This window comes from Kosakonia sp. 1610, assembly GCF_050435845.1.
GTDB lineage: Bacteria > Pseudomonadota > Gammaproteobacteria > Enterobacterales > Enterobacteriaceae > Kosakonia > Kosakonia cowanii.
The window spans coordinates 100,530-121,611 of sequence record NZ_JBNDKZ010000009.1 but is presented as its reverse complement, the minus strand read 5'-3'; the positions used below and the strand labels follow the sequence as shown (position 1 = coordinate 121,611).

Annotated in this window: 17 protein-coding genes; 11 read left to right on the top strand and 6 right to left on the bottom strand. The window is 57.5% G+C overall.

The genetic code is table 11. The features are described 5' to 3' along the window. Window positions 1-90: 90 nt before the first annotated feature. The 5 genes from accC to msrP all read right to left on the bottom strand — a co-directional run bounded on the left by accC (window position 91) and on the right by msrP (window position 4,228). The gene (gene accC / locus ABIC80_RS20285) at window positions 91-1,440 is read right to left on the bottom strand and encodes an acetyl-CoA carboxylase biotin carboxylase subunit (protein WP_023480919.1); all 1,350 of its coding nucleotides are present in this window, start codon (window positions 1,438-1,440) and stop codon (window positions 91-93) included. Window positions 1,441-1,450: 10 nt separating this feature from the next. After that, window positions 1,451-1,921 (bottom strand): acetyl-CoA carboxylase biotin carboxyl carrier protein, encoded by a 471-nt coding sequence (accB, locus tag ABIC80_RS20280; protein ID WP_023480963.1) that lies wholly within the window; start codon window positions 1,919-1,921, stop codon window positions 1,451-1,453. 21 nt (window positions 1,922-1,942) lie between these two features. Further along, window positions 1,943-2,395, bottom strand: coding sequence for a type II 3-dehydroquinate dehydratase (gene aroQ / locus ABIC80_RS20275; protein ID WP_313164023.1), 453 nt, complete (start codon window positions 2,393-2,395; stop codon window positions 1,943-1,945). 234 nt (window positions 2,396-2,629) lie between these two features. Continuing rightward, window positions 2,630-3,229, bottom strand: coding sequence for a protein-methionine-sulfoxide reductase heme-binding subunit MsrQ (msrQ, locus tag ABIC80_RS20270; protein ID WP_429178405.1), 600 nt, complete (start codon window positions 3,227-3,229; stop codon window positions 2,630-2,632). Then, a complete protein-coding gene (gene msrP / locus ABIC80_RS20265) occupies window positions 3,230-4,228 on the bottom strand; it encodes a protein-methionine-sulfoxide reductase catalytic subunit MsrP (protein ID WP_076769266.1) in 999 nt (332 codons plus the stop codon). Between the two features lie 289 nt (window positions 4,229-4,517). Between msrP and csrD the strand changes: the two genes are divergently transcribed. From csrD to tldD, 8 genes are all read left to right on the top strand, one after another. Further along, window positions 4,518-6,461 carry an RNase E specificity factor CsrD gene (gene csrD, locus ABIC80_RS20260; RefSeq protein WP_200134810.1) on the top strand — a complete coding sequence of 648 codons (1,944 nt, stop codon included), beginning with the start codon at window positions 4,518-4,520 and terminating at the stop codon, window positions 6,459-6,461. 306 nt (window positions 6,462-6,767) lie between these two features. Then, the gene (gene mreB, locus ABIC80_RS20255; protein WP_006818047.1) at window positions 6,768-7,811 is read left to right on the top strand and encodes a rod shape-determining protein MreB; all 1,044 of its coding nucleotides are present in this window, start codon (window positions 6,768-6,770) and stop codon (window positions 7,809-7,811) included. Between the two features lie 61 nt (window positions 7,812-7,872). Then, on the top strand, window positions 7,873-8,871 hold the full coding sequence (mreC, locus tag ABIC80_RS20250) for a rod shape-determining protein MreC (RefSeq protein ID WP_023480946.1): 999 nt from the start codon (window positions 7,873-7,875) through the stop codon (window positions 8,869-8,871). Further along, window positions 8,871-9,359, top strand: coding sequence for a rod shape-determining protein MreD (mreD, locus tag ABIC80_RS20245; protein WP_023480801.1), 489 nt, complete (start codon window positions 8,871-8,873; stop codon window positions 9,357-9,359). Before mreC ends, mreD begins: the two co-directional genes overlap by 1 nt. Before the next feature lie 8 nt (window positions 9,360-9,367). After that, on the top strand, window positions 9,368-9,961 hold the full coding sequence (locus tag ABIC80_RS20240; protein ID WP_367164946.1) for a Maf family protein: 594 nt from the start codon (window positions 9,368-9,370) through the stop codon (window positions 9,959-9,961). Next, window positions 9,951-11,420 carry a ribonuclease G gene (rng, locus tag ABIC80_RS20235; protein ID WP_076769264.1) on the top strand — a complete coding sequence of 490 codons (1,470 nt, stop codon included), beginning with the start codon at window positions 9,951-9,953 and terminating at the stop codon, window positions 11,418-11,420. The genes ABIC80_RS20240 and rng overlap by 11 nt, the downstream gene beginning before the upstream one ends. Before the next feature lie 55 nt (window positions 11,421-11,475). Next, window positions 11,476-15,270, top strand: a complete 3,795-nt coding sequence (gene yhdP / locus ABIC80_RS20230; protein ID WP_429178404.1) for an AsmA2 domain-containing protein YhdP — start codon at window positions 11,476-11,478, stop codon at window positions 15,268-15,270. Between the two features lie 84 nt (window positions 15,271-15,354). After that, window positions 15,355-16,800: a metalloprotease TldD gene (gene tldD / locus ABIC80_RS20225; protein WP_429178414.1), complete on the top strand. Its 1,446-nt coding sequence runs from the start codon at window positions 15,355-15,357 to the stop codon at window positions 16,798-16,800. Window positions 16,801-16,842: 42 nt separating this feature from the next. Here tldD and aaeR read toward each other — a convergent pair whose 3' ends face one another. Continuing rightward, complete coding sequence (gene aaeR, locus ABIC80_RS20220; RefSeq protein WP_242388298.1) at window positions 16,843-17,766, bottom strand: HTH-type transcriptional activator AaeR; 924 nt, start codon at window positions 17,764-17,766, stop codon at window positions 16,843-16,845. Between the two features lie 178 nt (window positions 17,767-17,944). Here aaeR and aaeX point away from each other — a divergent pair, with 178 nt between their 5' ends. The 3 genes from aaeX to aaeB are packed head-to-tail and all read left to right on the top strand — an operon-like array spanning window position 17,945 to window position 21,061. Continuing rightward, complete coding sequence (gene aaeX / locus ABIC80_RS20215; protein ID WP_023480966.1) at window positions 17,945-18,148, top strand: p-hydroxybenzoic acid efflux pump operon protein AaeX; 204 nt, start codon at window positions 17,945-17,947, stop codon at window positions 18,146-18,148. Between the two features lie 7 nt (window positions 18,149-18,155). Further along, window positions 18,156-19,088 carry a p-hydroxybenzoic acid efflux pump subunit AaeA gene (gene aaeA / locus ABIC80_RS20210; protein ID WP_076770292.1) on the top strand — a complete coding sequence of 311 codons (933 nt, stop codon included), beginning with the start codon at window positions 18,156-18,158 and terminating at the stop codon, window positions 19,086-19,088. Window positions 19,089-19,093: 5 nt separating this feature from the next. Continuing rightward, window positions 19,094-21,061: a p-hydroxybenzoic acid efflux pump subunit AaeB gene (gene aaeB / locus ABIC80_RS20205; protein WP_429178403.1), complete on the top strand. Its 1,968-nt coding sequence runs from the start codon at window positions 19,094-19,096 to the stop codon at window positions 21,059-21,061. Window positions 21,062-21,082 lie beyond the last annotated feature (21 nt).

Sequence of the window (21,082 nt, the reverse complement as noted above, 5' to 3'; positions counted from 1 at the left end):
AAGAAAGCGGGGATTGTACCTTAAGGAAAAGATGAGGGGAGAGAAAAAGAAAAAAGGCCGGAAGAACCGGCCTTTTGCGCGTAATCGCGATTATTTTTCCTGCAGACCGAGTTTCTTCTCCAGGTAGTGGATGTTGGTTCCACCGTGCTGGAAGTTCTCGTCGGACATAATGCGCATCTGCAGATCGACGTTAGTTTTAATCCCGTCGATGATCAGCTCCTGCAGCGCATTCTTCATACGTGCAATCGCCACATCACGGCTCTCGCCGTAGCAGATCAGCTTGCCGATCATGGAATCGTAATACGGCGGTACGGTATAACCGGCGTAGATATGCGACTCCCAGCGCACGCCAAAACCACCTGGCGCATGGAAGCGCGTGATTTTGCCCGGGCTCGGCAGGAAAGTGTTGGGATCTTCGGCGTTAATACGGCATTCGACCGCATGACCTTTGATCACCACCTCTTCCTGAGTGATAGAGAGCGGCTGACCGGCAGCGATACGCAGCTGCTCTTTAATCAGGTCAACGCCGGTGATCATTTCGGTTACCGGGTGCTCTACCTGAATACGGGTGTTCATCTCAATAAAGTAGAACTCGCCGTTCTCAAACAGGAACTCGAAGGTACCCGCGCCGCGATAGCCGATATCAACACAGGCTTTCGCACAACGCTCACCGATGTAGCGGCGCAGTTCCGGTGTGATGCCCGGAGCCGGTGCCTCTTCAACCACTTTCTGGTGGCGGCGCTGCATGGAGCAGTCACGCTCGGCCAGATAGATCGCGTTACCCTGACCATCCGCCAGCACCTGGATCTCGACGTGGCGAGGATTTTCCAGGTACTTCTCCATGTAGACCATGTCGTTGTTGAACGCTGCTTTTGCTTCCGCGCGCGTCATGGCAATGGACTGCGCCAGGTCGGCGTCTTTGCGCACTACGCGCATGCCGCGACCGCCGCCGCCGCCGGAGGCTTTGATGATAACCGGGTAGCCGATGCGTTTTGCATGGGCACGGTTAGCGTCAACGTCGTCGCCCAGCGGGCCGTCAGAACCCGGTACGCAAGGTACGCCCGCTTTCTTCATCGCGTTGATCGCGGACACTTTATCGCCCATCAGGCGAATGGTGTCGGCTTTCGGGCCGATAAAGATAAAGCCGGAGCGCTCAACCTGCTCAGCGAAGTTGGCGTTCTCAGAGAGGAAGCCATAACCCGGGTGAATCGCCACTGCGCCAGTGATTTCGGCCGCAGAGATGATCGCCGGGATATTCAGGTAACTTTTAACGGACGGTGCCGGACCGATACAGACCGTTTCGTCCGCCAGTAATACGTGTTTTAAATCGCGATCCGCCGTGGAGTGCACAGCGACGGTCTTAATGCCCAGCTCTTTACAGGCACGAAGGATTCGCAGTGCGATCTCGCCGCGGTTGGCGATAACAATTTTATCCAGCATGTGCGCCTCGTTACTCGATGACGACCAGCGGCTCGTCAAATTCAACCGGTTGGCCACTCTCGACCAGAATGGCTTTCACCACGCCTGATTTATCGGCTTCGATCTGGTTCATCATTTTCATCGCTTCAACGATGCAGAGGGTGTCGCCCACGTTAACTTTCTGGCCGATTTCGATAAAGGCTTTCGCATCCGGGCTCGGGGTGCGATAGAAGGTTCCGACCATCGGGGAACGTACGATGTGACCACTGATTTCTGCTGCGGCTGCCGGTGCTTCTACTGCGGCTGTCGTCGCGACAGCGTTCGCCAGGGCAGGCTGTTGTTGCATCATCGGCGCGGCATAAGCCTGCTGCATCATCGGGAAACTTGCGGCAGGTGCGCTGCGGCTGATGCGCACAGACTCTTCGCCTTCGGAAATTTCCAGTTCGGAGATGCCTGATTCTTCAACCAGCTCGATCAGTTTTTTAATCTTACGAATATCCATGAGTGGGTTCCGTACTCTTGTTTAGTGTGATTGTGACAGGCGTTTTACCGCCGTCTGTAAAGCGTATGAATAACCGTCCGCACCAAGCCCGCAGATAACGCCAACGGCAATATCCGAGAGATAGGAGTGGTGACGGAACGGCTCCCGCGCATGTACATTGCTGAGGTGAATCTCGATAAACGGGATATTCACCGCCAGCAACGCATCACGGATAGCAACACTGGTGTGCGTAAACGCGGCCGGATTAATCAGGATGAAGTCAGTTACGTCTTTAGCCTGATGAATACGGTCGATGATTGCGTACTCCGCGTTAGACTGAAAATGTGCCAGTTCCACGTTAAGTGCCGTGCTTTCTGTACTCAAAGAATTAACAATCTCCTCAAGTGTCAGGGTGCCGTACTTCTCCGGCTCTCGCGTACCGAGCATATTCAGGTTCGGTCCGTTCAAAACCAATACATGGAACTTATCAGCCATTATGCTGCTATCTCCTGCGATTCTTCGGCAAAAAACAAAATATACCTTCGATTCGCGCTTGTCACCTTTTCGGAGCTTAAAAAAGTCCGATAAGCGAACCAAAGTCGCACATTATAACCATTTCGTTGCTTTTGGCAGCTAAATACTGGTCTTATCTGAGAAGATTCTAATTCATGTTGCGGGAACGCGTCGCGAAAGGCGCTTTTTCTGCGGGGAACCGCGCAAAAACGGTGGCTAACGCCACCATTGGCGGAATTTTTTGTAACGCAACACTAACAATACCAGCGCGGCAGCCGCGTAGATAACCGGCTGCGGGGAGAGGATCTTCACCGACCAAAGGTAGTGAACAGGTGCGAGGATCGCCACCAGATAGACGAAGTTGTGCAGAGTTTGCCAGCGTCTGCCCAGTTTACGCTGCGCCCACTGCGTCGACGTTGCAGCCAGCGCCAGTAAGATCAGCCAACTGATTGCGCCAAGGGTTAAATAAGGACGGGTGACAAGCTCTTGTCCGAGCAAAGCCAGGTTATTAATGCCCAGCTCCAGCAGCGTATAGCTCACCAGATGTAAGCTGGCCCATGCAAAGCACCACAGCCCAAGCAGCCGACGCGTACGGATCAGCAGTGGCTGTTTACCGTAGCGCGCCAGCGGAGTGATAAGCAGGCTGGCGAGCAGAAACTTCAGCGCCATTCTGCCGGTGAAATGTTGAATATCTTTTGCCGGATCGGCGCTGAAGTAGCCCTGGTTCGCTGCCCAGAAGAGCCAGAGCAGCGGCAGGAAACCGGCAAGATGTAGCGCAACTTTAAGCCAGGTGATCTGTTTTGCCGTTAACCGCACTTAGAAGTTCTCCCGCAAATCGAGACCGCGATAGAGGGAAGCGACCTCTTCACCGTAGCCATTAAACAGCAGCGTCGGCTGGCGTTTCACGTCCAGCGCGCCGCCCGAACCGATAAATCGCTCCGTTGCCTGCGACCAACGCGGGTGATCGACGTGCGGGTTCACATTGGCATAGAAACCATACTCATTCGGCGCGGAGAGGTTCCACGTCGTCGGCGGGCGCTGGCTGGTGAGCTTGATACTGACGATAGACTTAATGCCTTTAAAGCCATATTTCCACGGTACGGTGAGGCGGATCGGCGCTCCGTTCTGCGGCGGTAGCGCTTTGCCATAGACCCCAACGGTGAGCAGCGTAAGCGGATGCATCGCTTCATCTATACGCAACCCTTCTACATAAGGGTAGGCCAGCCCGCCGCCAATAAAGCGATCCTTCTGGCCCGGCATCTCATCGGGCGCATAACGTGTTTCAAAAGCGACATACTTCGCTTTGCTGGTGGGCTCCACCAGCGCCAGCAGTTTATGCAGCGGAAAACCAATCCACGGCACCACCATCGACCAGGCTTCGACGCAGCGCATGCGATAAATACGCTCTTCCAGCGGAAAGCGTGAAGTCAGCGCCGCATGATCGAGCGTCAGCGGTTTCGCCACTTCACCATCAATGGTCAACGTCCAGGGATCGGTCTTCATGCTGCCGGCATTGGCAGCAGGATCGGCTTTATCCAGCCCGAACTCATAAAAGTTGTTGTAGCCGGTAACTTTCTCTTCCGGCGTTAACGGTAGCTTACTTTGCCATTCGGCAGGCTGGGTAAATGTCAGCGGTTTACCGGCCGGCGCTTTTGGGCGGTCATTGCCTTTAAACCAGTCAAGAAGATCGGCGTGCGCCACTGAAGGGAGTGTGGCGGCCGTTGCACCGATGCCGAGCATCTTTAATACCTGGCGGCGCTGCATAAAAAACACGGATTCAGCGGTGACATCTGCTTCGGTCAATTTTTTCTTCATTTACATCCTCTGACGGTGCCGCGGCTGGCGTAGGGAAAACTACGTTAACGCGAAGAAGAGCAAGTTAGCAATTAGTGAAAATTGCGTGTTAAAGACATTCTTTAAGCTTATTGATGATTGGAAAAAAATTTCTGAAGACTATACTCGCTGGGTGAAACGGTGTGCCATTTTCAGGCTTCACCGCAGTGCGCGCGCGTGTCGCGGCGAAGCTCAAAAGTTAGTGCTTACTATACAGACCTTCTTCAGGCGATATCGTTCTGTTCTTTACACGCGCGGAGTTAAATCAGGGATGCGATTAACGACGAAATTTAGTGCTTTTGTAACACTTCTCACCGGGCTGGCGATTTTCGTCACGCTCATCGGCTGCTCACTCAGCTTTTATAACGCCATACAAGATAAAGTCGCCAACCGCGTCCAGGCCGTTGCTGCCGTTATCGACACCCGCCTGATCTCCACACCGCTTCCGCGCCTCTCAACGCAGCTTGATGAGATGATGGTGCCGGTCGATATCACCTCGATAGCCATCAAGCAGGGCCGCCATACTCTTTTAAGCCATACGCGCAAAGGGAGTTATCGCCCGGCGGGCAGTAACTCAGCCATGCGCGAGATTGAGATGCCGTCGATGAAGATCCCCGGCGTGACCTTTACGCTGGTCTATCAGGATCCGATGGCCAACTACTTCCGCTCCATGATGACCACCGCGCCGCTGACGGTAGCGATTGGTTTTATGATAGTCATTATTTTCCTCGCGGTGCGCTGGCTGCGACGCCAACTCTCCGGCCAGGAGCTGCTCGAACTGCGGGCGACGCGCATCCTTAATGGCGAGCGCGGCGCACAGGTGCGCGGCAGCATCTATGAGTGGCCGTCGCGCACCAGCAGCGCGCTGGACGTATTACTGACAGATATTCAGTTTGCCAGCGATCAGCGCAGCCGCATGGATACGCTGATCCGCTCTTACGCGGCGCAGGACACGCGCACCGGCCTCAATAACCGCCTCTTTTTCGATAATCAACTGGCAACACTATTAGAAGATCAGGAGAAGGTCGGTTCGCACGGTGTGGTGATGATGATCCGCCTACCCGATTTTGACCTGCTGCGCGACAGCGACGGGCTTGCCTCTGCCGCCGAAGAGTATCTCTTTACCCTAATCAACTTACTCTCCACCTTTATTATGCGTTACCCCGGCGCGCTGCTGGCGCGCTACCACCGCAGTGATTTTGCGGTACTGCTTCCGCACCGCACATTAAAAGAAGCGGAGAGCATTGCCGGGCAGATCCTGAAAGCGGTGGATGGTTTGCCGCCGACCAAAATGTTGACCCGGGAAGACATTATGCATATCGGCATCTGCAGCTGGCGCGGCGGGCAGTCGACCCGGCAGGTGATGGAGCACGCGGAGGCGGCGGCGCGCAACGCGGTGTTGCAGGGCACCAACAGCTGGTCAGTCTATGACGACTCGTTACCGGAGCAGGGGCGCGGCAATGTGCGCTGGCGCACGCTGATTGAGCAGATGCTGAATCGCGGTGGGCCGCGCGTCTACCAGAAACCGGCGGTTAACCGCGACGGGCAAGTGCACCACCGGGAGCTAATGTGCCGCATTTTCGACGGCGAGCAGGAGGTGATCGCCGAAGAGTATATGCAGATGGTGCTGCAATTTGGCCTGTCAGAGGAGTATGACCGGCTGCAGATCACGCGCTTAATGCCGTTCCTCGGCTACTGGCCTGAAGAGAACCTCGCCATTGAGGTCACCGTCGAGTCGCTGATCCGCCCGCGCTTCCAGCGCTGGCTGCGCGATACCTTGATGCAATGCGAAAAATCGCAACGCAAACGGATTATTTTTGAACTTGCAGAGGCCGATGTGTGTCAACACATCAGCCGATTGCAGTCGGTCGTGCGATTGATCAATGGATTAGGCGCGCGCGTGGCGGTGGTTCAGGCGGGTCTGACGTTGGTCAGCACCAGTTGGATCAAAGCCCTGGATGTTGAGTTACTGAAGCTGCATCCGGGGTTGGTCAGGAACATTGAGAAGCGCACCGAAAACCAGCTGCTGGTACAGAGCCTTGTTGAAGCGTGTAAAGGCACACGAACCCGCGTCTTTGCGACCGGCGTTCGCACGCGCGGCGAATGGCAGATGCTGGTGGAGCGAGGCGTTGCGGGCGGACAGGGCGATTTCTTCGCGGCGTCTCAGCCGCTCGACACCAATGTGAAAAAATATTCACAAAGATACTCGGTTTGAACTGCTGTTTGAGTCGTTTTCACGTAGAATAACGCGCGCTGCCGTGGTCGGGGGGCGTGCGAGCCTGCCCGCCAGATTGTTGCAGTAAAAATGCCGGTTTGACCTTTGCCAGCTTGCAGGCGCAACGTGCCGGAACGACGGTTTTTTTACGCTTCCGGACAGAGTCATGTCGTTTTGCAACAAAGGAAACAAACTGCACTAATTTTCACCGTAGCTGAGACTTCTTGTGCCTTGTCGCTGCTGCGTGTGGTTGGTAAAGTAAGCGGATTTTTCTTTCCGCCCCAGCTTTCAGGATTATCCCTTAGTATGTTGAAAAAATTTCGTGGCATGTTTTCCAATGACCTGTCCATTGACCTGGGTACCGCGAATACCCTGATTTATGTAAAAGGACAAGGCATCGTACTGAATGAGCCTTCCGTAGTGGCCATTCGCCAGGATCGTGCCGGTTCACCGAAAAGCGTGGCCGCAGTCGGTCATGAAGCGAAGCAGATGCTTGGCCGTACGCCGGGCAATATCGCTGCAATCCGCCCGATGAAAGATGGCGTAATCGCGGACTTCTTCGTGACCGAAAAGATGCTGCAGCACTTTATCAAACAGGTACACAGCAACAGCTTTATGCGCCCAAGCCCGCGCGTACTGGTCTGTGTGCCGGTTGGCGCAACGCAGGTTGAGCGCCGCGCGATTCGTGAATCCGCGCAGGGCGCTGGCGCCCGTGAAGTCTTCCTGATTGAAGAGCCGATGGCCGCCGCGATTGGCGCGGGTCTGCCGGTTTCCGAAGCGACCGGTTCTATGGTCGTCGATATCGGTGGTGGTACCACCGAAGTCGCCGTTATCTCCTTAAACGGCGTGGTTTACTCCTCCTCTGTCCGCATCGGCGGCGACCGCTTCGACGAAGCGATCATTAATTATGTGCGCCGCAACTACGGCTCGCTGATTGGTGAAGCCACCGCAGAACGTATCAAACACGAAATCGGCTCTGCCTACCCGGGCGATGAAGTGCGCGAAATCGAAGTGCGCGGTCGTAACCTGGCAGAAGGTGTACCGCGCGGTTTCACCCTGAACTCCAACGAGATCCTTGAAGCCCTGCAGGAGCCGCTGACCGGCATCGTTAGCGCTGTCATGGTCGCGCTGGAGCAGTGCCCGCCGGAGCTGGCATCCGATATCTCCGAGCGCGGTATGGTTCTGACCGGCGGCGGCGCGCTGCTGCGCAACCTCGACCGTCTGCTGATGGAAGAGACGGGTATTCCTGTGGTAGTGGCAGAAGATCCCCTGACTTGCGTAGCGCGTGGCGGCGGCAAGGCGCTGGAAATGATCGATATGCACGGCGGCGACTTGTTCAGCGAAGAGTAATCCGCGTCAGATACGGGGCCTCGCGCTCCGTATCTGTCTGGCCTGAGAATACGCAAAGCCTATGAAGCCAATTTTTAGCCGTGGCCCGTCACTGCAGATTCGCCTGTTCCTGGCGGTTTTGGTGGCGCTTGGAGTCATCATTGCCGACAGCCGCCTCGGTACGTTCAGCCAGATCCGGACGTACATGGATACGGCCGTCAGCCCTTTCTATTTTATTTCCAATGGTCCCCGCGAATTATTAGACAGCGTGTCGCAAACGCTGGCCTCGCGCGATCAGCTCGAACTTGAAAACCGGGCGCTGCGCCAGGAGCTGCTGCTGAAAAACAGCGAGCTGCTGATGTTAGGGCAGTACAAGCAGGAGAACGCGCGTCTGCGCGAACTGCTCGGCTCGCCGCTGCGTCAGGATGAGCAGAAAATGGTCACCCAGGTGATCTCAACGGTTAACGATCCCTACAGCGATCAGGTGGTTATCGATAAAGGCAGCGTCAACGGCGTTTACGAAGGCCAGCCGGTGATCAGCGATAAAGGCGTTGTCGGCCAGGTTATCGCGGTTGCGAAAATGACCAGCCGCGTGCTGCTGATTTGCGATGCGACTCATGCGCTACCGATCCAGGTGCTGCGTAACGATATCCGCGTCATTGCCGCCGGTAACGGCTGTACTGACGATCTGCAACTGGAGCATCTGCCGGCGAATACCGACATTCGCGTGGGTGATGTGCTGGTGACTTCCGGTCTCGGCGGGCGTTTCCCGGAAGGCTACCCGGTTGCGGTGGTCTCCTCGGTGAAACTCGATACCCAGCGTGCGTATACGGTGATTCAGGCGCGTCCAACCGCCGGTCTGCAACGTTTACGTTACCTGCTGCTGCTCTGGGGCTCCGATCGCAACGGCGCTAACCCGCGCACGCCGGAAGATGTTCACCGCGTCGCGAACGAGCGTCTGCTGCAGATGATGCCGCAGGTGCTGCCTTCTCCGGACACCATGGGGCCGCCTGCACCGATGCCTGCGCCGGCGACCGGCTTAACCCAGCCGATGCCGCAACAATCGTCGGGAGGGCAGTAGTGGCAAGTTATCGTAGCCAGGGGCGCTGGGTCATCTGGCTCTCGTTTTTCATTGCGCTATTGCTTCAAATCATGCCCTGGCCGGATGACATCATCGTCTACCGGCCAAACTGGGTGCTGCTGATTCTGCTCTACTGGATCCTCGCCTTGCCGCACCGCGTAAATGTCGGTACGGGTTTCGCGATGGGTGCCATACTGGATCTCATTAGCGGATCCACCCTTGGCGTACGGGCGCTCTCCCTGAGCATCGTCGCCTATCTGGTCGCACTGAAATTTCAGTTATTCCGTAATCTGGCGCTCTGGCAACAGGCGCTGGTGGTAATGTTATTGTCGCTGGCAACAGAAGTGGTCGTCTTCTGGGCCGAATTTTTGGTGATCAACGTCTCGTTCAAACCAGAAATTTTCTGGAGCAGCCTGGTCAATGGCGTGCTCTGGCCGTGGATCTTCCTGCTTATGCGTAAGATCCGTCAGCAGTTTGCGGTGCAATAAAGGTTGATATGACAGCTATCTGGCTTGCTTCTGGTTCTCCCCGCCGTCAGGAATTACTGACGCAGCTTGGGGTGTCGTTTGAGCGTATTGTTCCGGGTATTGAGGAGCAGCGGCAGGCCGGCGAGAGCGCCAGGCAGTACGTGGCGCGGCTGGCGCGGGAAAAAGCGCAGGCGGGCGTGGCGATGGCATCGCGCGATCTGCCGGTGCTGGGCGCCGACACTATTGTCATATTAAATGGGGAAGTGCTTGAAAAACCGCAGGACTCCTCGCATGCTGCCACTATGCTGCGTCAACTCTCCGGGCAGACTCACCAGGTGATGACCGCCGTCGCTATTGCGGACCGTGAGCAGGTGCTGGAGTGTCTGGTGGAAACCGAAGTGACCTTCAGAGCGTTATCAGAAAAGGATATTGCCGACTATGTGGCGAGCGGGGAACCGCTGGATAAAGCCGGTGCGTATGGTATTCAGGGGCTGGGCGGTTGCTTTGTCAGGAAAATTAACGGGAGCTATCACGCTGTCGTTGGCTTGCCGCTGGTGGAAACCTTTGAATTGCTGAGCAATTTCAACGCAGTGCGTGAAGGAAGAGATAATCATGACGGCTGAATTACTGGTCAACGTTACACCATCGGAAACGCGTGTTGCCTATATTGACGGCGGCATTCTGCAGGAAATTCATATCGAGCGCGAAGCACGGCGCGGGATAGTAGGCAATATCTACAAAGGTCGGGTCAGCCGGGTGCTACCGGGTATGCAGGCGGCTTTTGTAGATATTGGTCTGGAAAAGGCGGCGTTTCTACACGCCTCCGACATTATGCCGCACACTGAATGCGTTGCCGGTGAAGAGCAGAAGAACTTTACCGTACGCGATATCTCCGAGCTGGTGCGCCAGGGTCAGGACCTGATGGTGCAGGTGGTGAAAGATCCCCTCGGCACCAAAGGCGCGCGTCTGACTACCGACATCACTTTACCCTCCCGTTACCTGGTCTTTATGCCGGGCGCCGCGCACGTTGGCGTCTCTCAGCGTATTGAGAGCGAAGCCGAGCGCGATCGCCTGAAGAAGGTGGTGGCGAGCTACTGCGATGAGCAGGGCGGGTTTATCATTCGCACCGCGGCGGAAGGGGTTTGCGAAGAGGATCTCGCCTCTGACGCGGCCTACCTGAAGCGCGTCTGGACGAAGGTAATGGAGCGCAAAAAGCGCCAGCAGACGCGTTATAAGCTCTACGGCGAGCTGGCGTTAGCCCAGCGCGTCCTGCGCGATTTCGCCGATGCCCATCTCGATCGCATCCGCGTTGACTCGCGCCTCACCTTTGAAGCGCTGCTGGAGTTTACCGCGGAGTACATCCCGGAGATGACCAGCAAGCTTGAGCACTACAGCGGCCGCCAGCCAATCTTCGATCTCTTTGATGTCGAGAACGAAATCCAGCGCGCGCTGGAGCGCAAAGTGGAGCTGAAATCGGGCGGCTACCTGATTATCGATCAAACCGAAGCGATGACCACCGTCGACATCAACACCGGCGCGTTTGTTGGCCATCGCAATCTCGACGACACCATCTTCAATACCAACATTGAAGCCACCCAGGCGATCGCCCGCCAGCTGCGGCTGCGCAATCTCGGCGGCATTATCATTATCGACTTTATCGATATGAATAATGAGGATCACCGCCGCCGCGTGCTGCACTCGCTGGAGCAGGCGCTGAGCAAAGATCGGGTGAAAACCAGCATCAACGGTTTCTCCCAGCTTGGCCTGGTGGAGATGACCCGCAAACGCACCCGCGAAAGCGTTGAACATGTGCTGTGCAATGAGTGTCCGACCTGTCACGGGCGCGGCACGGTAAAGACGGTCGAAACGGTGTGCTATGAAATCATGCGCGAAATCGTGCGCGTGCATCACGCCTACGACTCCGATCGCTTCCTGGTCTACGCCTCTCCGGCCGTGGCGGAAGCGCTGAAGAGCGAAGAGTCCCATGCGCTGGCGGAGGTGGAGATCTTCGTCGGTAAGCAGGTCAAAGTACAAATCGAGCCGCTCTATAATCAGGAGCAGTTTGACGTAGTCATGATGTAATTCGCGGCCATGCTGCGACACAAGCGGGTCTGATAGGTTTGACAAGGAGAGAGGCGTGAGGCGACTGCCGGGGATATTACTGCTTACAGGCGCGACGCTGATCGTTATCGCGGCGCTGCTGGTAAGCGGGCTGCGCCTTGTGTTACCGCACCTTAATGAGTGGCGTGAGCCAATTCTGGCGCGCATCTCTGCACAAACCGGGCTTCCGCTTAAGGCCAGCGAGTTTCAGGCGCGCTGGCAAACCTTCGGCCCGGAGCTGGAGGTTCGCGATATTCAGGCCACGCTGAAAGATGGCGGCAGCGTTGAGGTAAAGCGCGTTACCCTGGCGCTCGACGTCTGGCAGAGCCTGCTGCACCTGCGCTGGCAGTTTCGCGATCTCACCTTTTACCAACTCGCGGTTAACAGCAATACCCCACTTGAGAGCAGCGAAGAGGACAACACCCTCGGCAAAGATCGCATCAGCGATCTCTTTCTGCGCCAGTTCGATCACTTCGATCTGCGCGACAGCCGCGTCAGCTTTTTAACTCCCTCTGGTCAACGCGCCGAACTGGCGATCCCGCAGCTCACCTGGCTTAACGGCGACGATCGCCACCGTGCCGAAGGGCAGGTGAGCCTCACCAGCCTCACCGGGCAGCATGGCGTGATGCAGGTGCGTATGGATCTGCGTGATGACAATGGCCTGCTGAATAACGGCCGCGTCTGGCTACAAGCCGATGATATCGACGTCAAACCGTGGCTCAGCCAGTGGATGCAGGATAAGGTCGCGCTGACCTCCGCCCGCTTTAGCCTCGAAGGGTGGATGACGCTCAACAAGGGCGAAATTGAAAGCGGCGATGTGTGGCTGAAAAAAGGCGGTGCCAGCTGGCTGGGGAATAACACCACCCATCGCCTGACCGTCGACAACCTGACCACCCATATCAGCCGTCAGAAAGCGGGCTGGCAGTTTGACGTACCGGTCACGCGCATTGCGATTGATGATAAACCCTGGCCGCAGGGCGCGCTCAGCTTTGCCTGGGTCCCGGCGCAGGAAGCGAAAGAGGCGAGCGATGAGCTACGCGTTCGTGCCACCAACCTTGAACTGAATAGCCTCGACGGGCTGATGCCGATTGCGCAGAAGATCTCCCCGGCGATGTATGACATCTGGAACACCCTGCAACCGGCGGGCAAGCTTGCGCGGCTGGCGGTCGATATCCCGTTAAAAACGCCGGAAAAGAGCCGCTTCCAGGCGCGCTGGCAGGATCTCAGCTGGCATCAATGGAAGCTGCTGCCTGGTATGGAGCACTTCGCCGGCACGCTTGAGGGGAGCGTTGAAAACGGGCGCCTAACCGCCGATATCTCACAGGCGAAGATGCCGTATGAAACGGTGTTCCGTGCGCCGCTGGAGATTGAAAAAGGGCTGGCCACGCTCAACTGGCAGAAGAACGAGCAGGGCTTCCAGCTGGACGGGCGCAATATTGATGTGCAGGCCACCGGGCTGCACGCGCGCGGGGATTTTCGTTATCTGCAACCGGAAGGCAAAGCGCCGTGGCTCAGCATTCTGGCCGGAATTAACGTCTCCGACGCCGGGCAGGCGTGGCGTTACTTCCCGGAAAACCTGATGGGCAAAGCGCTGGTGGACTATCTCAGCGGCGCAATTAAAGGCGGACAGACGGAAAACGCCACGCTGGTCTTCGCCGGTGACCCGAGCCTCTTCCCCTATAAGCATAATGAAGGGCAGTTTGAAGTACTGGTGCCCCTGCGCAATGCCACCTTTGCCTTCCAGCCGGACTGGCCCGCGCTGCAAAACCTCGATATTAGCCTCGACTTCCTCAATGACGGTTTATGGATGAAGAGCGACAAAGTGATGCTCGGCGGCGTGACCGCCAGCAAGCTGGCCGCTGCGATCCCGGATTACATCAAAGAGAAGCTGATCATTGATGCCGATATCAACGGGCCGGGCAAAGAGGTCGGCCCCTATTTTAAACAGACGCCGCTGAATGACTCGCTCGGCAGCGCGTTAGATGAGCTGCAAATTGACGGTGATGTGAGCGCTCGCTTACATCTCGATATTCCGCTGGACGGCGAGATGACGCTGGCCAAAGGCGAAGTCGCGCTGAAGAACAATTCGCTGTTTATCAAGCCCATCAGCAGCACGCTGAAAAACCTCAATGGCAAATTCAGCTTTGTGAATGGCAACCTGAAGAGCGAGCCGCTGACCGCTACCTGGTTTAACCAACCGCTGAATGTCGATTTCACCACCACTGAGGGCGCTAAAGCCTACGAGGTGGCGGTGAATCTCAACGGCAACTGGCAACCATCGCGTACCGGTGTGCTGCCGGAGCAGCTTAACGATGCGCTGCGCGGAAACGTGACGTGGAAAGGGGATGTTGGCGTGACGCTCCCTTACCACGGCGAAGCGAGCTATAAAGTTAACCTGGCAGGCGATCTCGGCAATATCGCCAGCACTTTACCGCCGCCGCTTGAAAAGCGGGCAGGCCATGCGCTGCCGGTGAAGGTGAAAGTGGATGGTAACCTGCACAGCTTTGCGCTGACCGGTAACGCAGGCGCGGATAATCACTTCAACAGCCGCTGGCTGCTCGGCAGCAAGCTGGCCCTTGATCGCGGCATCTGGACCTCGGAGAGTAAAACCACACCGCCGCTGCCGGAGCAGAGCGGGCTGGAGCTTAATCTGCCACCGCTGGATGGCGCGCAGTGGCTGGCGCTGTTTAATCAGGGCGCGGCAAGCCATGTCAGCAGCAGCGCTTCACTGCCGTCGCGCATCACGCTGCGCACGCCCGCCCTGACGCTCGGCGGGCAGCAGTGGAATAATATGAGCATCGTCTCGCAGCCGCAGTTTGCTGGCACCACTATTGACGCGCAGGGCCGCGAGCTTAATGCGACGCTGAAGATCAATAAAAACGCGCCGTGGCAGGCCGATATTCGTTATCTCTACTACAACCCGGCGAGCGCCGCGAAGACGAAAGATATCACTTCGCCAACCACGCTTTTCAGCGAGCAGCAGCGCATTGATTTCAGCGGCTGGCCCGATCTGCAACTGCGCTGTAAAGAGTGCTGGCTGTGGGGGCAGAAATATGGCCGTATCGAGGGCGATTTCGCCATTAAAGGCGATACGCTGACGCTGGCAAATGGGCTGGTCGATAGCGGTGTCGCGCGCCTGACCGCCGACGGCGAGTGGGTCAACCGCGCGGGCGGCGAGCGCACGTCCATTAAGGGCATTTTGCGCGGCGATAAGCTCGATTCGGCGATGAGCTTCTTCGGGGTGCCGACGCCGGTGCGCGATGCGCCGTTCAACGTCAATTACGATCTGCACTGGCGCAGCGCGCCGTGGCAGCCGCAGGAAGCATCGCTCAACGGCATTCTGCGCACGCGCCTCGGCAAAGGCAAAATCGATGATATCAGCACCGGTCATGCCGGGCAGATCCTGCGCCTGTTCAGCGTCGATTCGCTGCTGCGCAAGCTGCGCTTTGATTTCAGCGACACCTTCAGTAACGAGGGCTTCTGGTTTGACTCCATTCGCAGCACGGCGTGGATCAAAGATGGCGTCCTGCACACCGATGACACGCTGGTCGACGGGCTGGAAGCGGATATCGCGATGAAAGGCTCGGTGGATCTGGTGCGTCGCCAGCTTGATGTTGAAGCGGTGGTGGCACCAGAAATTTCCGCGACCGTTGGCGTGGCGGCGGCGTTTGCCGTCAACCCGATTGTTGGCGCGGCGGTGTTCGCGGCCAGTAAAGTGCTGGGTCCGCTGTGGAATAAAGTCTCCATTTTGCGCTACCGCATTACCGGTCCGGTAGACCAGCCGCAGATCAACGAAGTGATGCGCCAGCCGCGCACCGACAAAAAGCAATGATTTGACGGCATCAGCGAATTGCCTCAAGCTCCTTGTATCGCACTTTTTTATTGCCCGATGTGGCGGCAACGACGAGAAAACATGATGAGTCTTAATCTGGTGAGTGAACAACTGCTGGCAGCGAATGGCCTGAATCATCAGGATGTGTTTGCCATTCTCGGTCAACTGACCGCGCGTCGTCTTGACTACGGCGACCTCTATTTCCAGTCGAGCTATCACGAATCCTGGGTTTTAGAAGACCGCATCATCAAAGATGGTTCGTACAATATTGACCAGGGCGTGGGCGTGCGCGCCATCAGCGGCGAGAAAACCGGTTTTGCTTACGCAGACCAGATCAGCCTGCTGGCGTTAGAGCAGAGCGCGCAGGCCGCGCGCACCATCGTCCGCGAAGAGGGCGACGGTAAAGTCAAAACTCTCGGCGCGGTCGAGCATCAGAGCCTCTATACCAGCATCGATCCGCTGCAAAGCATGAGCCGCGAAGAGAAGCTCGATATCCTGCGTCGCGTCGATAAAGCGGCACGCGCTGCCGATAAGCGAGTGCAGGAAGTGACCGCCAGCCTGACCGGCGTCTATGAACTGATTCTGGTGGCGGCGACGGACGGCACGCTGGCGGCCGATGTGCGCCCGCTGGTACGTCTCTCTGTCAGCGTACAGGTTGAAGATGACGGTAAACGCGAGCGCGGTGCCAGCGGTGGCGGCGGTCGTTTCGGTTACGAGTGGTTCCTGCAAGAGGTGGATGGTGAAGTTCGTGCCGACGCCTGGGCGCACGAGGCGGTGCGTATGGCGCTGGTCAATCTCTCTGCCGTCGCTGCGCCTGCGGGCACGCTGCCGGTGGTGCTGGGCGCAGGCTGGCCGGGCGTGCTGCTGCACGAAGCGGTCGGTCACGGCCTTGAAGGGGATTTCAACCGTCGCGGCACTTCCGTATTCAGCGGCCAGATGGGGCAGCTGGTTGCCTCCGAGCTTTGCACCGTGGTCGATGACGGCACCATCGCCGATCGCCGTGGTTCAGTTGCCATTGACGATGAAGGGACGCCGGGTCAGTACAATACGCTGATCGAAAACGGCGTGCTGAAAGGCTATATGCAGGACAAGATGAACGCGCGCCTGATGGGCGTGAAGCCGACCGGTAACGGCCGTCGAGAGTCTTATGCCCATCTGCCGATGCCGCGTATGACCAACACCTATATGCTGGCGGGCAAATCGACGCCGCAAGAGATTATCGAATCCGTGGAGTTCGGCATTTATGCGCCGAACTTCGGCGGCGGCCAGGTGGATATCACCTCCGGCAAGTTCGTCTTCTCCACCTCCGAGGCGTACCTGATCGAAAAAGGCAAAGTGACCAAAGCGGTGAAAGGCGCGACCCTGATTGGCTCCGGCATCGAAGCGATGCAGCAGATCTCCATGGTGGGTAACGATCTGAAGCTCGATAACGGCGTTGGCGTCTGCGGCAAAGAGGGGCAGAGCCTGCCGGTTGGCGTGGGTCAACCGACGCTGAAGGTCGACAATCTGACCGTCGGCGGCACGGCCTAATCCTTACCGTTCACCCTCTTTGCGCAAAGAGGGTGAATGCTTTCACACCCTGCGCCCCTGCATGCTCTGGTAGACCTTCGCCACCTCGATAAAGTAATCCGTCAAATAGTTAATGCAGACCTGCACTTTCAGCGGCAGCTTATCTTTCTGCGTGTAGAGCGCGTAAACCGGGCGCGGATCCGACTGGTAGCGCGGGAGCAGGATCTCAAGCTGGCCGCTGTTGATCTCCTCGATCACCCACATTAGCGGCACGTAGGCGATCCCCGCGCCGGCGGTTAGCCAGCGGGTTAAGGTCATCGGATCGTTGGTGACAAACCGCCCCTGCGGGATCAGGCGCGTAGCGATCCCTTCCGGGGCCACCAGTTCAAACTCGTTATCCGGGCGCACGCTGTACTCCAGCCACGAGTGGTTCACCATATCGGCCGGTTTTTCCGGCGTGCCGTAGTGGGCGAGATAGTTTTTGGCCGCGCAGACCACCATCGGCATGGTGCCGAGGCGGCGGGAGAAGAGGCTGGAATCCTGCAACGCGCCTACGCGGATCACCACGTCCAGCCCGTCGGCGATAAGATCCGGCGCGGGGATCCCCGTTACCAGATTCACCGACAGCCCCGGGTGCTCTTTCAGCATCTCGGCGGTCATTTTTGCCAGCACATTTTGCGCCATGGTTGAAGAGCTACCGATGCGCAGCGTGCCGATGGGCGTATTGTTAAAGGCGTAGAGCTGCTCGTGCACATCCTGCACCTCATGGAGCATTCTGCGACAGCCCTGATAGTAGATCTTTCCCGCTTCGGTCAGCCCAATGCTGCGCGTGCTGCGGTTCAGCAGCTTTACCTGCAGCTCATCCTCCAGCTTCGCCACGGTCTGGCTGATGGACGAAACGCTCATCTGCAACTGACGTGCAGCGGCGGTAAAGGAGCCCAGTTCCACCACTTTGGCGAACACCGACATGCGTTTTAAACGTTCCATTATTCACTCTGACTTAAAAGTGATTTAGATCACATAATATAGATAACAGCATAACAGTTACGCTAATATACTATCTATCCATAATATTCACGTCACTCTCGCCTGGCTCTCCTTGCCCTTTCCTGCGGTGGCGTACGAACGATTTATCACCTGCAAGCGTAAAAAAACCAAGGTCAACATGAGTCTGTTTCCCGTCATCGTGGTGTTCGGTTTGTCGTTCCCACCGATTTTTTTCGAGCTGATTTTGTCGCTGGCGATTTTCTGGCTGGTGCGTCGGATGCTGATCCCGACCGGGATCTACGATTTTGTCTGGCATCCTGCGCTGTTTAACACCGCGCTCTATTGCTGCCTGTTTTACCTGCTGTCGCGTTTATTTGTTTGAGGTAGAAGTGAAAACACTAACAAGAAATATCACCCGTACCGCGATCACCGTGGCGCTTGTTATCCTGGCGTTTATCGCCATTTTCCGCGCCTGGGTTTACTACACCGAATCTCCCTGGACGCGCGATGCGCGCTTCACCGCCGACGTGGTAGCCATCGCCCCGGATGTCACCGGGCTGGTCACCAGCGTCGATGTTCACGATAACCAGCTGGTCAAACAGGGCCAGGTGCTCTTCACCATCGACCAGCCGCGCTACCAAAAAGCGCTTGAGCAGGATGAAGCCGATGTCGCCTATTACCAGGCGCTGGTCAATGAGAAGCGACGCGAAGCCGGTCGCCGCAACCAGTTGGGTATTCAGGCGATGTCGCGCGAAGAGATTGATCAGGCGAATAACACCCTGCAAACCGAACTGCATCAGTTGGCGAAAGCGCAGGCGACGCGCGATCTGGCGAAGCTCGATCTGGAGCGCACTACGATTCGTGCGCCGGCCGATGGCTGGGTCACCAACCTTAACGTTTACGCCGGTGAGTTCATCACCCGCGGCTCTACCGCCGTGGCGCTGGTGAAACAGAACAGTTTCTATGTGCTGGCCTATATGGAAGAGACCAAGCTTGAGGGCGTACGCGCCGGTTATCGCGCTGAGATCACGCCGTTAGGCAGCAATCAGGTGCTGAAAGGCACCGTCGACAGCGTCGCCGCCGGGGTAACCAACTCCAGCAGCACTAATGACAGCAAAGGGATGGCGACCGTCGACTCCAACCTTGAATGGGTTCGCCTGGCGCAGCGCGTGCCGGTGCGCATCCGTCTGGATAAACAGCAGGGCAACCTGTGGCCGGCAGGCACCACCGCAACCGTCGTGGTCACCGGCAAAACCGATCGCGACGCCAGCCACGATTCGCTGTTTCGTAAAATCGCCCACCGTCTGCGTGAGCTGGGGTAATCGCTATGGGGCTGTTCTCTATCGCCAGCCAGCATCTGCGCTTTGCCTGCAAACTGGCCGGCGCGGTAGTGCTGGCGCTGTTTGTCGGCTTTCACTTCCAGCTTGAAACACCGCGCTGGGCGGTGCTGACCGCGGCGATTGTTGCCGCCGGTCCCGCTTTTGCGGCAGGCGGTGAGCCTTATTCCGGCGCGATCCGCTACCGGGGTATGTTGCGTATCGCCGGGACCTTTATCGGCTGTATTGCCGGGCTGACCATCATCATTATGCTGATCCGCACGCCGCTGCTGATGCTGCTGGTGAGTTGCATCTGGGCGGGCTTTTGTACCTGGGTCTCTTCGCTGATACGCGTTGAGAACTCCTACGCCTGGGGGCTGGCGGGCTATACGGCGCTGATCATTGTTATCACCATTGAGCCCAACCCGCTGCTGGCACCGCAATACGCCGTGGAGCGCTGTAGTGAGATCGTGGTGGGGATTCTGTGCGCGATTGTCGCCGATCTGCTCTTCTCGCCGCGCTCGGTGAAGCAGGTGATTGACCAGGAGCTCGATAGCCTGCTGGTGGCGCACTACCAGTTGATGCAACTCTGTATCAAGCATGGCGACAGCGAAGAGGTCGATGCCGCCTGGGCGGCGCTGGTTCGCCGCACCGCCGGGCTGGACGGTATGCGCAGCAACCTGAAGATCGAATCCTCGCGCTGGGGGCTGGCAAACCGCCGTCTGAAGGTAATCAACACCCTCTCGCTGACGCTGATTACCCAGGCGTGCGAGACCTACCTGATTCAGAACACGCGCCCGGATCTGATTACCGATACCTTTCGCGAGCTGTTCGACGAGCCGGTCGAAACGGTGCAGGACGTGCACCGGCAGTTAAAACGCATGCGCCGGGTGATTATCTGGACCGGCGAGCGCGACACGCCGGTGACGCTCTACAGCTGGGTCGGGGCGGCGACGCGCTACCTGCTGCTTAAGCGCGGCGTGATTGGCAATACCAAAATCAGCGCCATCGAAGAGGAGGTGCTGCGGGGCGAAGCGGTGGTGAAAGCGGAGTCCGCCGAGCGCCACCACGCAATGATTAACTTCTGGCGCACCACGCTCTCCTGCGCCCTCGGCACGCTCTTCTGGCTGTGGACCGGCTGGACCTCCGGCAGCGGGGCGATGGTGATGATTGCCGTTGTCACCTCGCTGGCGATGCGGCTACCCAATCCAATTATGGTGGCGAAAGATTTCGTCTACGGCATGCTGTGGGCGCTACCGATTGGCGCGCTCTACTTCCTGGTTATTCTGCCCGCCACCCAGCAAAGCATGCTGCTGCTCTGTATCAGCCTTGCGGTGCTGGCCTTCTTTATTGGCATCGAAGTGCAGAAACGGCGGCTGGGATCGATGGCGACGCTGGCAGGCACCATCAATATTCTGGTGCTGGATAACCCGATGACCTTCAAATTCAGCTTTTTCCTCGATAGTGCATTGGGGCAATTAGTGGGCGTGGTGCTGGCGATAACGGTGATCCTGCTGGTGCGCGATAACTCGCAGGCGCGCACCGGACGCGTGCTGCTTAACCAGTTTGTCTCGGCAGCGGTCTCGGCGATGACCACCAACACCGCCCGGCGTAAAGAGAACCACCTTCCGGCGCTCTATCAACAGCTCTTCCTGCTGCTGAATAAGTTTCCCGGCGACGTAGCGAAGTTTCGCCTCGCGTTAACGCTGATCATTGCCCACCAGCGGCTGCGCGATGCGCCGGTGCCGATCAATGACGATCTCTCGGCCTTCCACCGGCAGTTGCGCCGCACAGCCGCAGAGGTGATCGCCGCCGGATCCGATACCAAACGGCGTCGCTACTTTACCCAGTTGCTTGAAGAGCTGGCGGTCTATCAGCAGAAACTGCGCGAGTGGAATGCCTCGCCGCAGGTGACGGAGCCGGTCGAGCGGTTAACCGGCATGCTACATAAGTATCAACACGCGCTAACCAGCAATTAATGACAAAGCCGACGCCCTAAG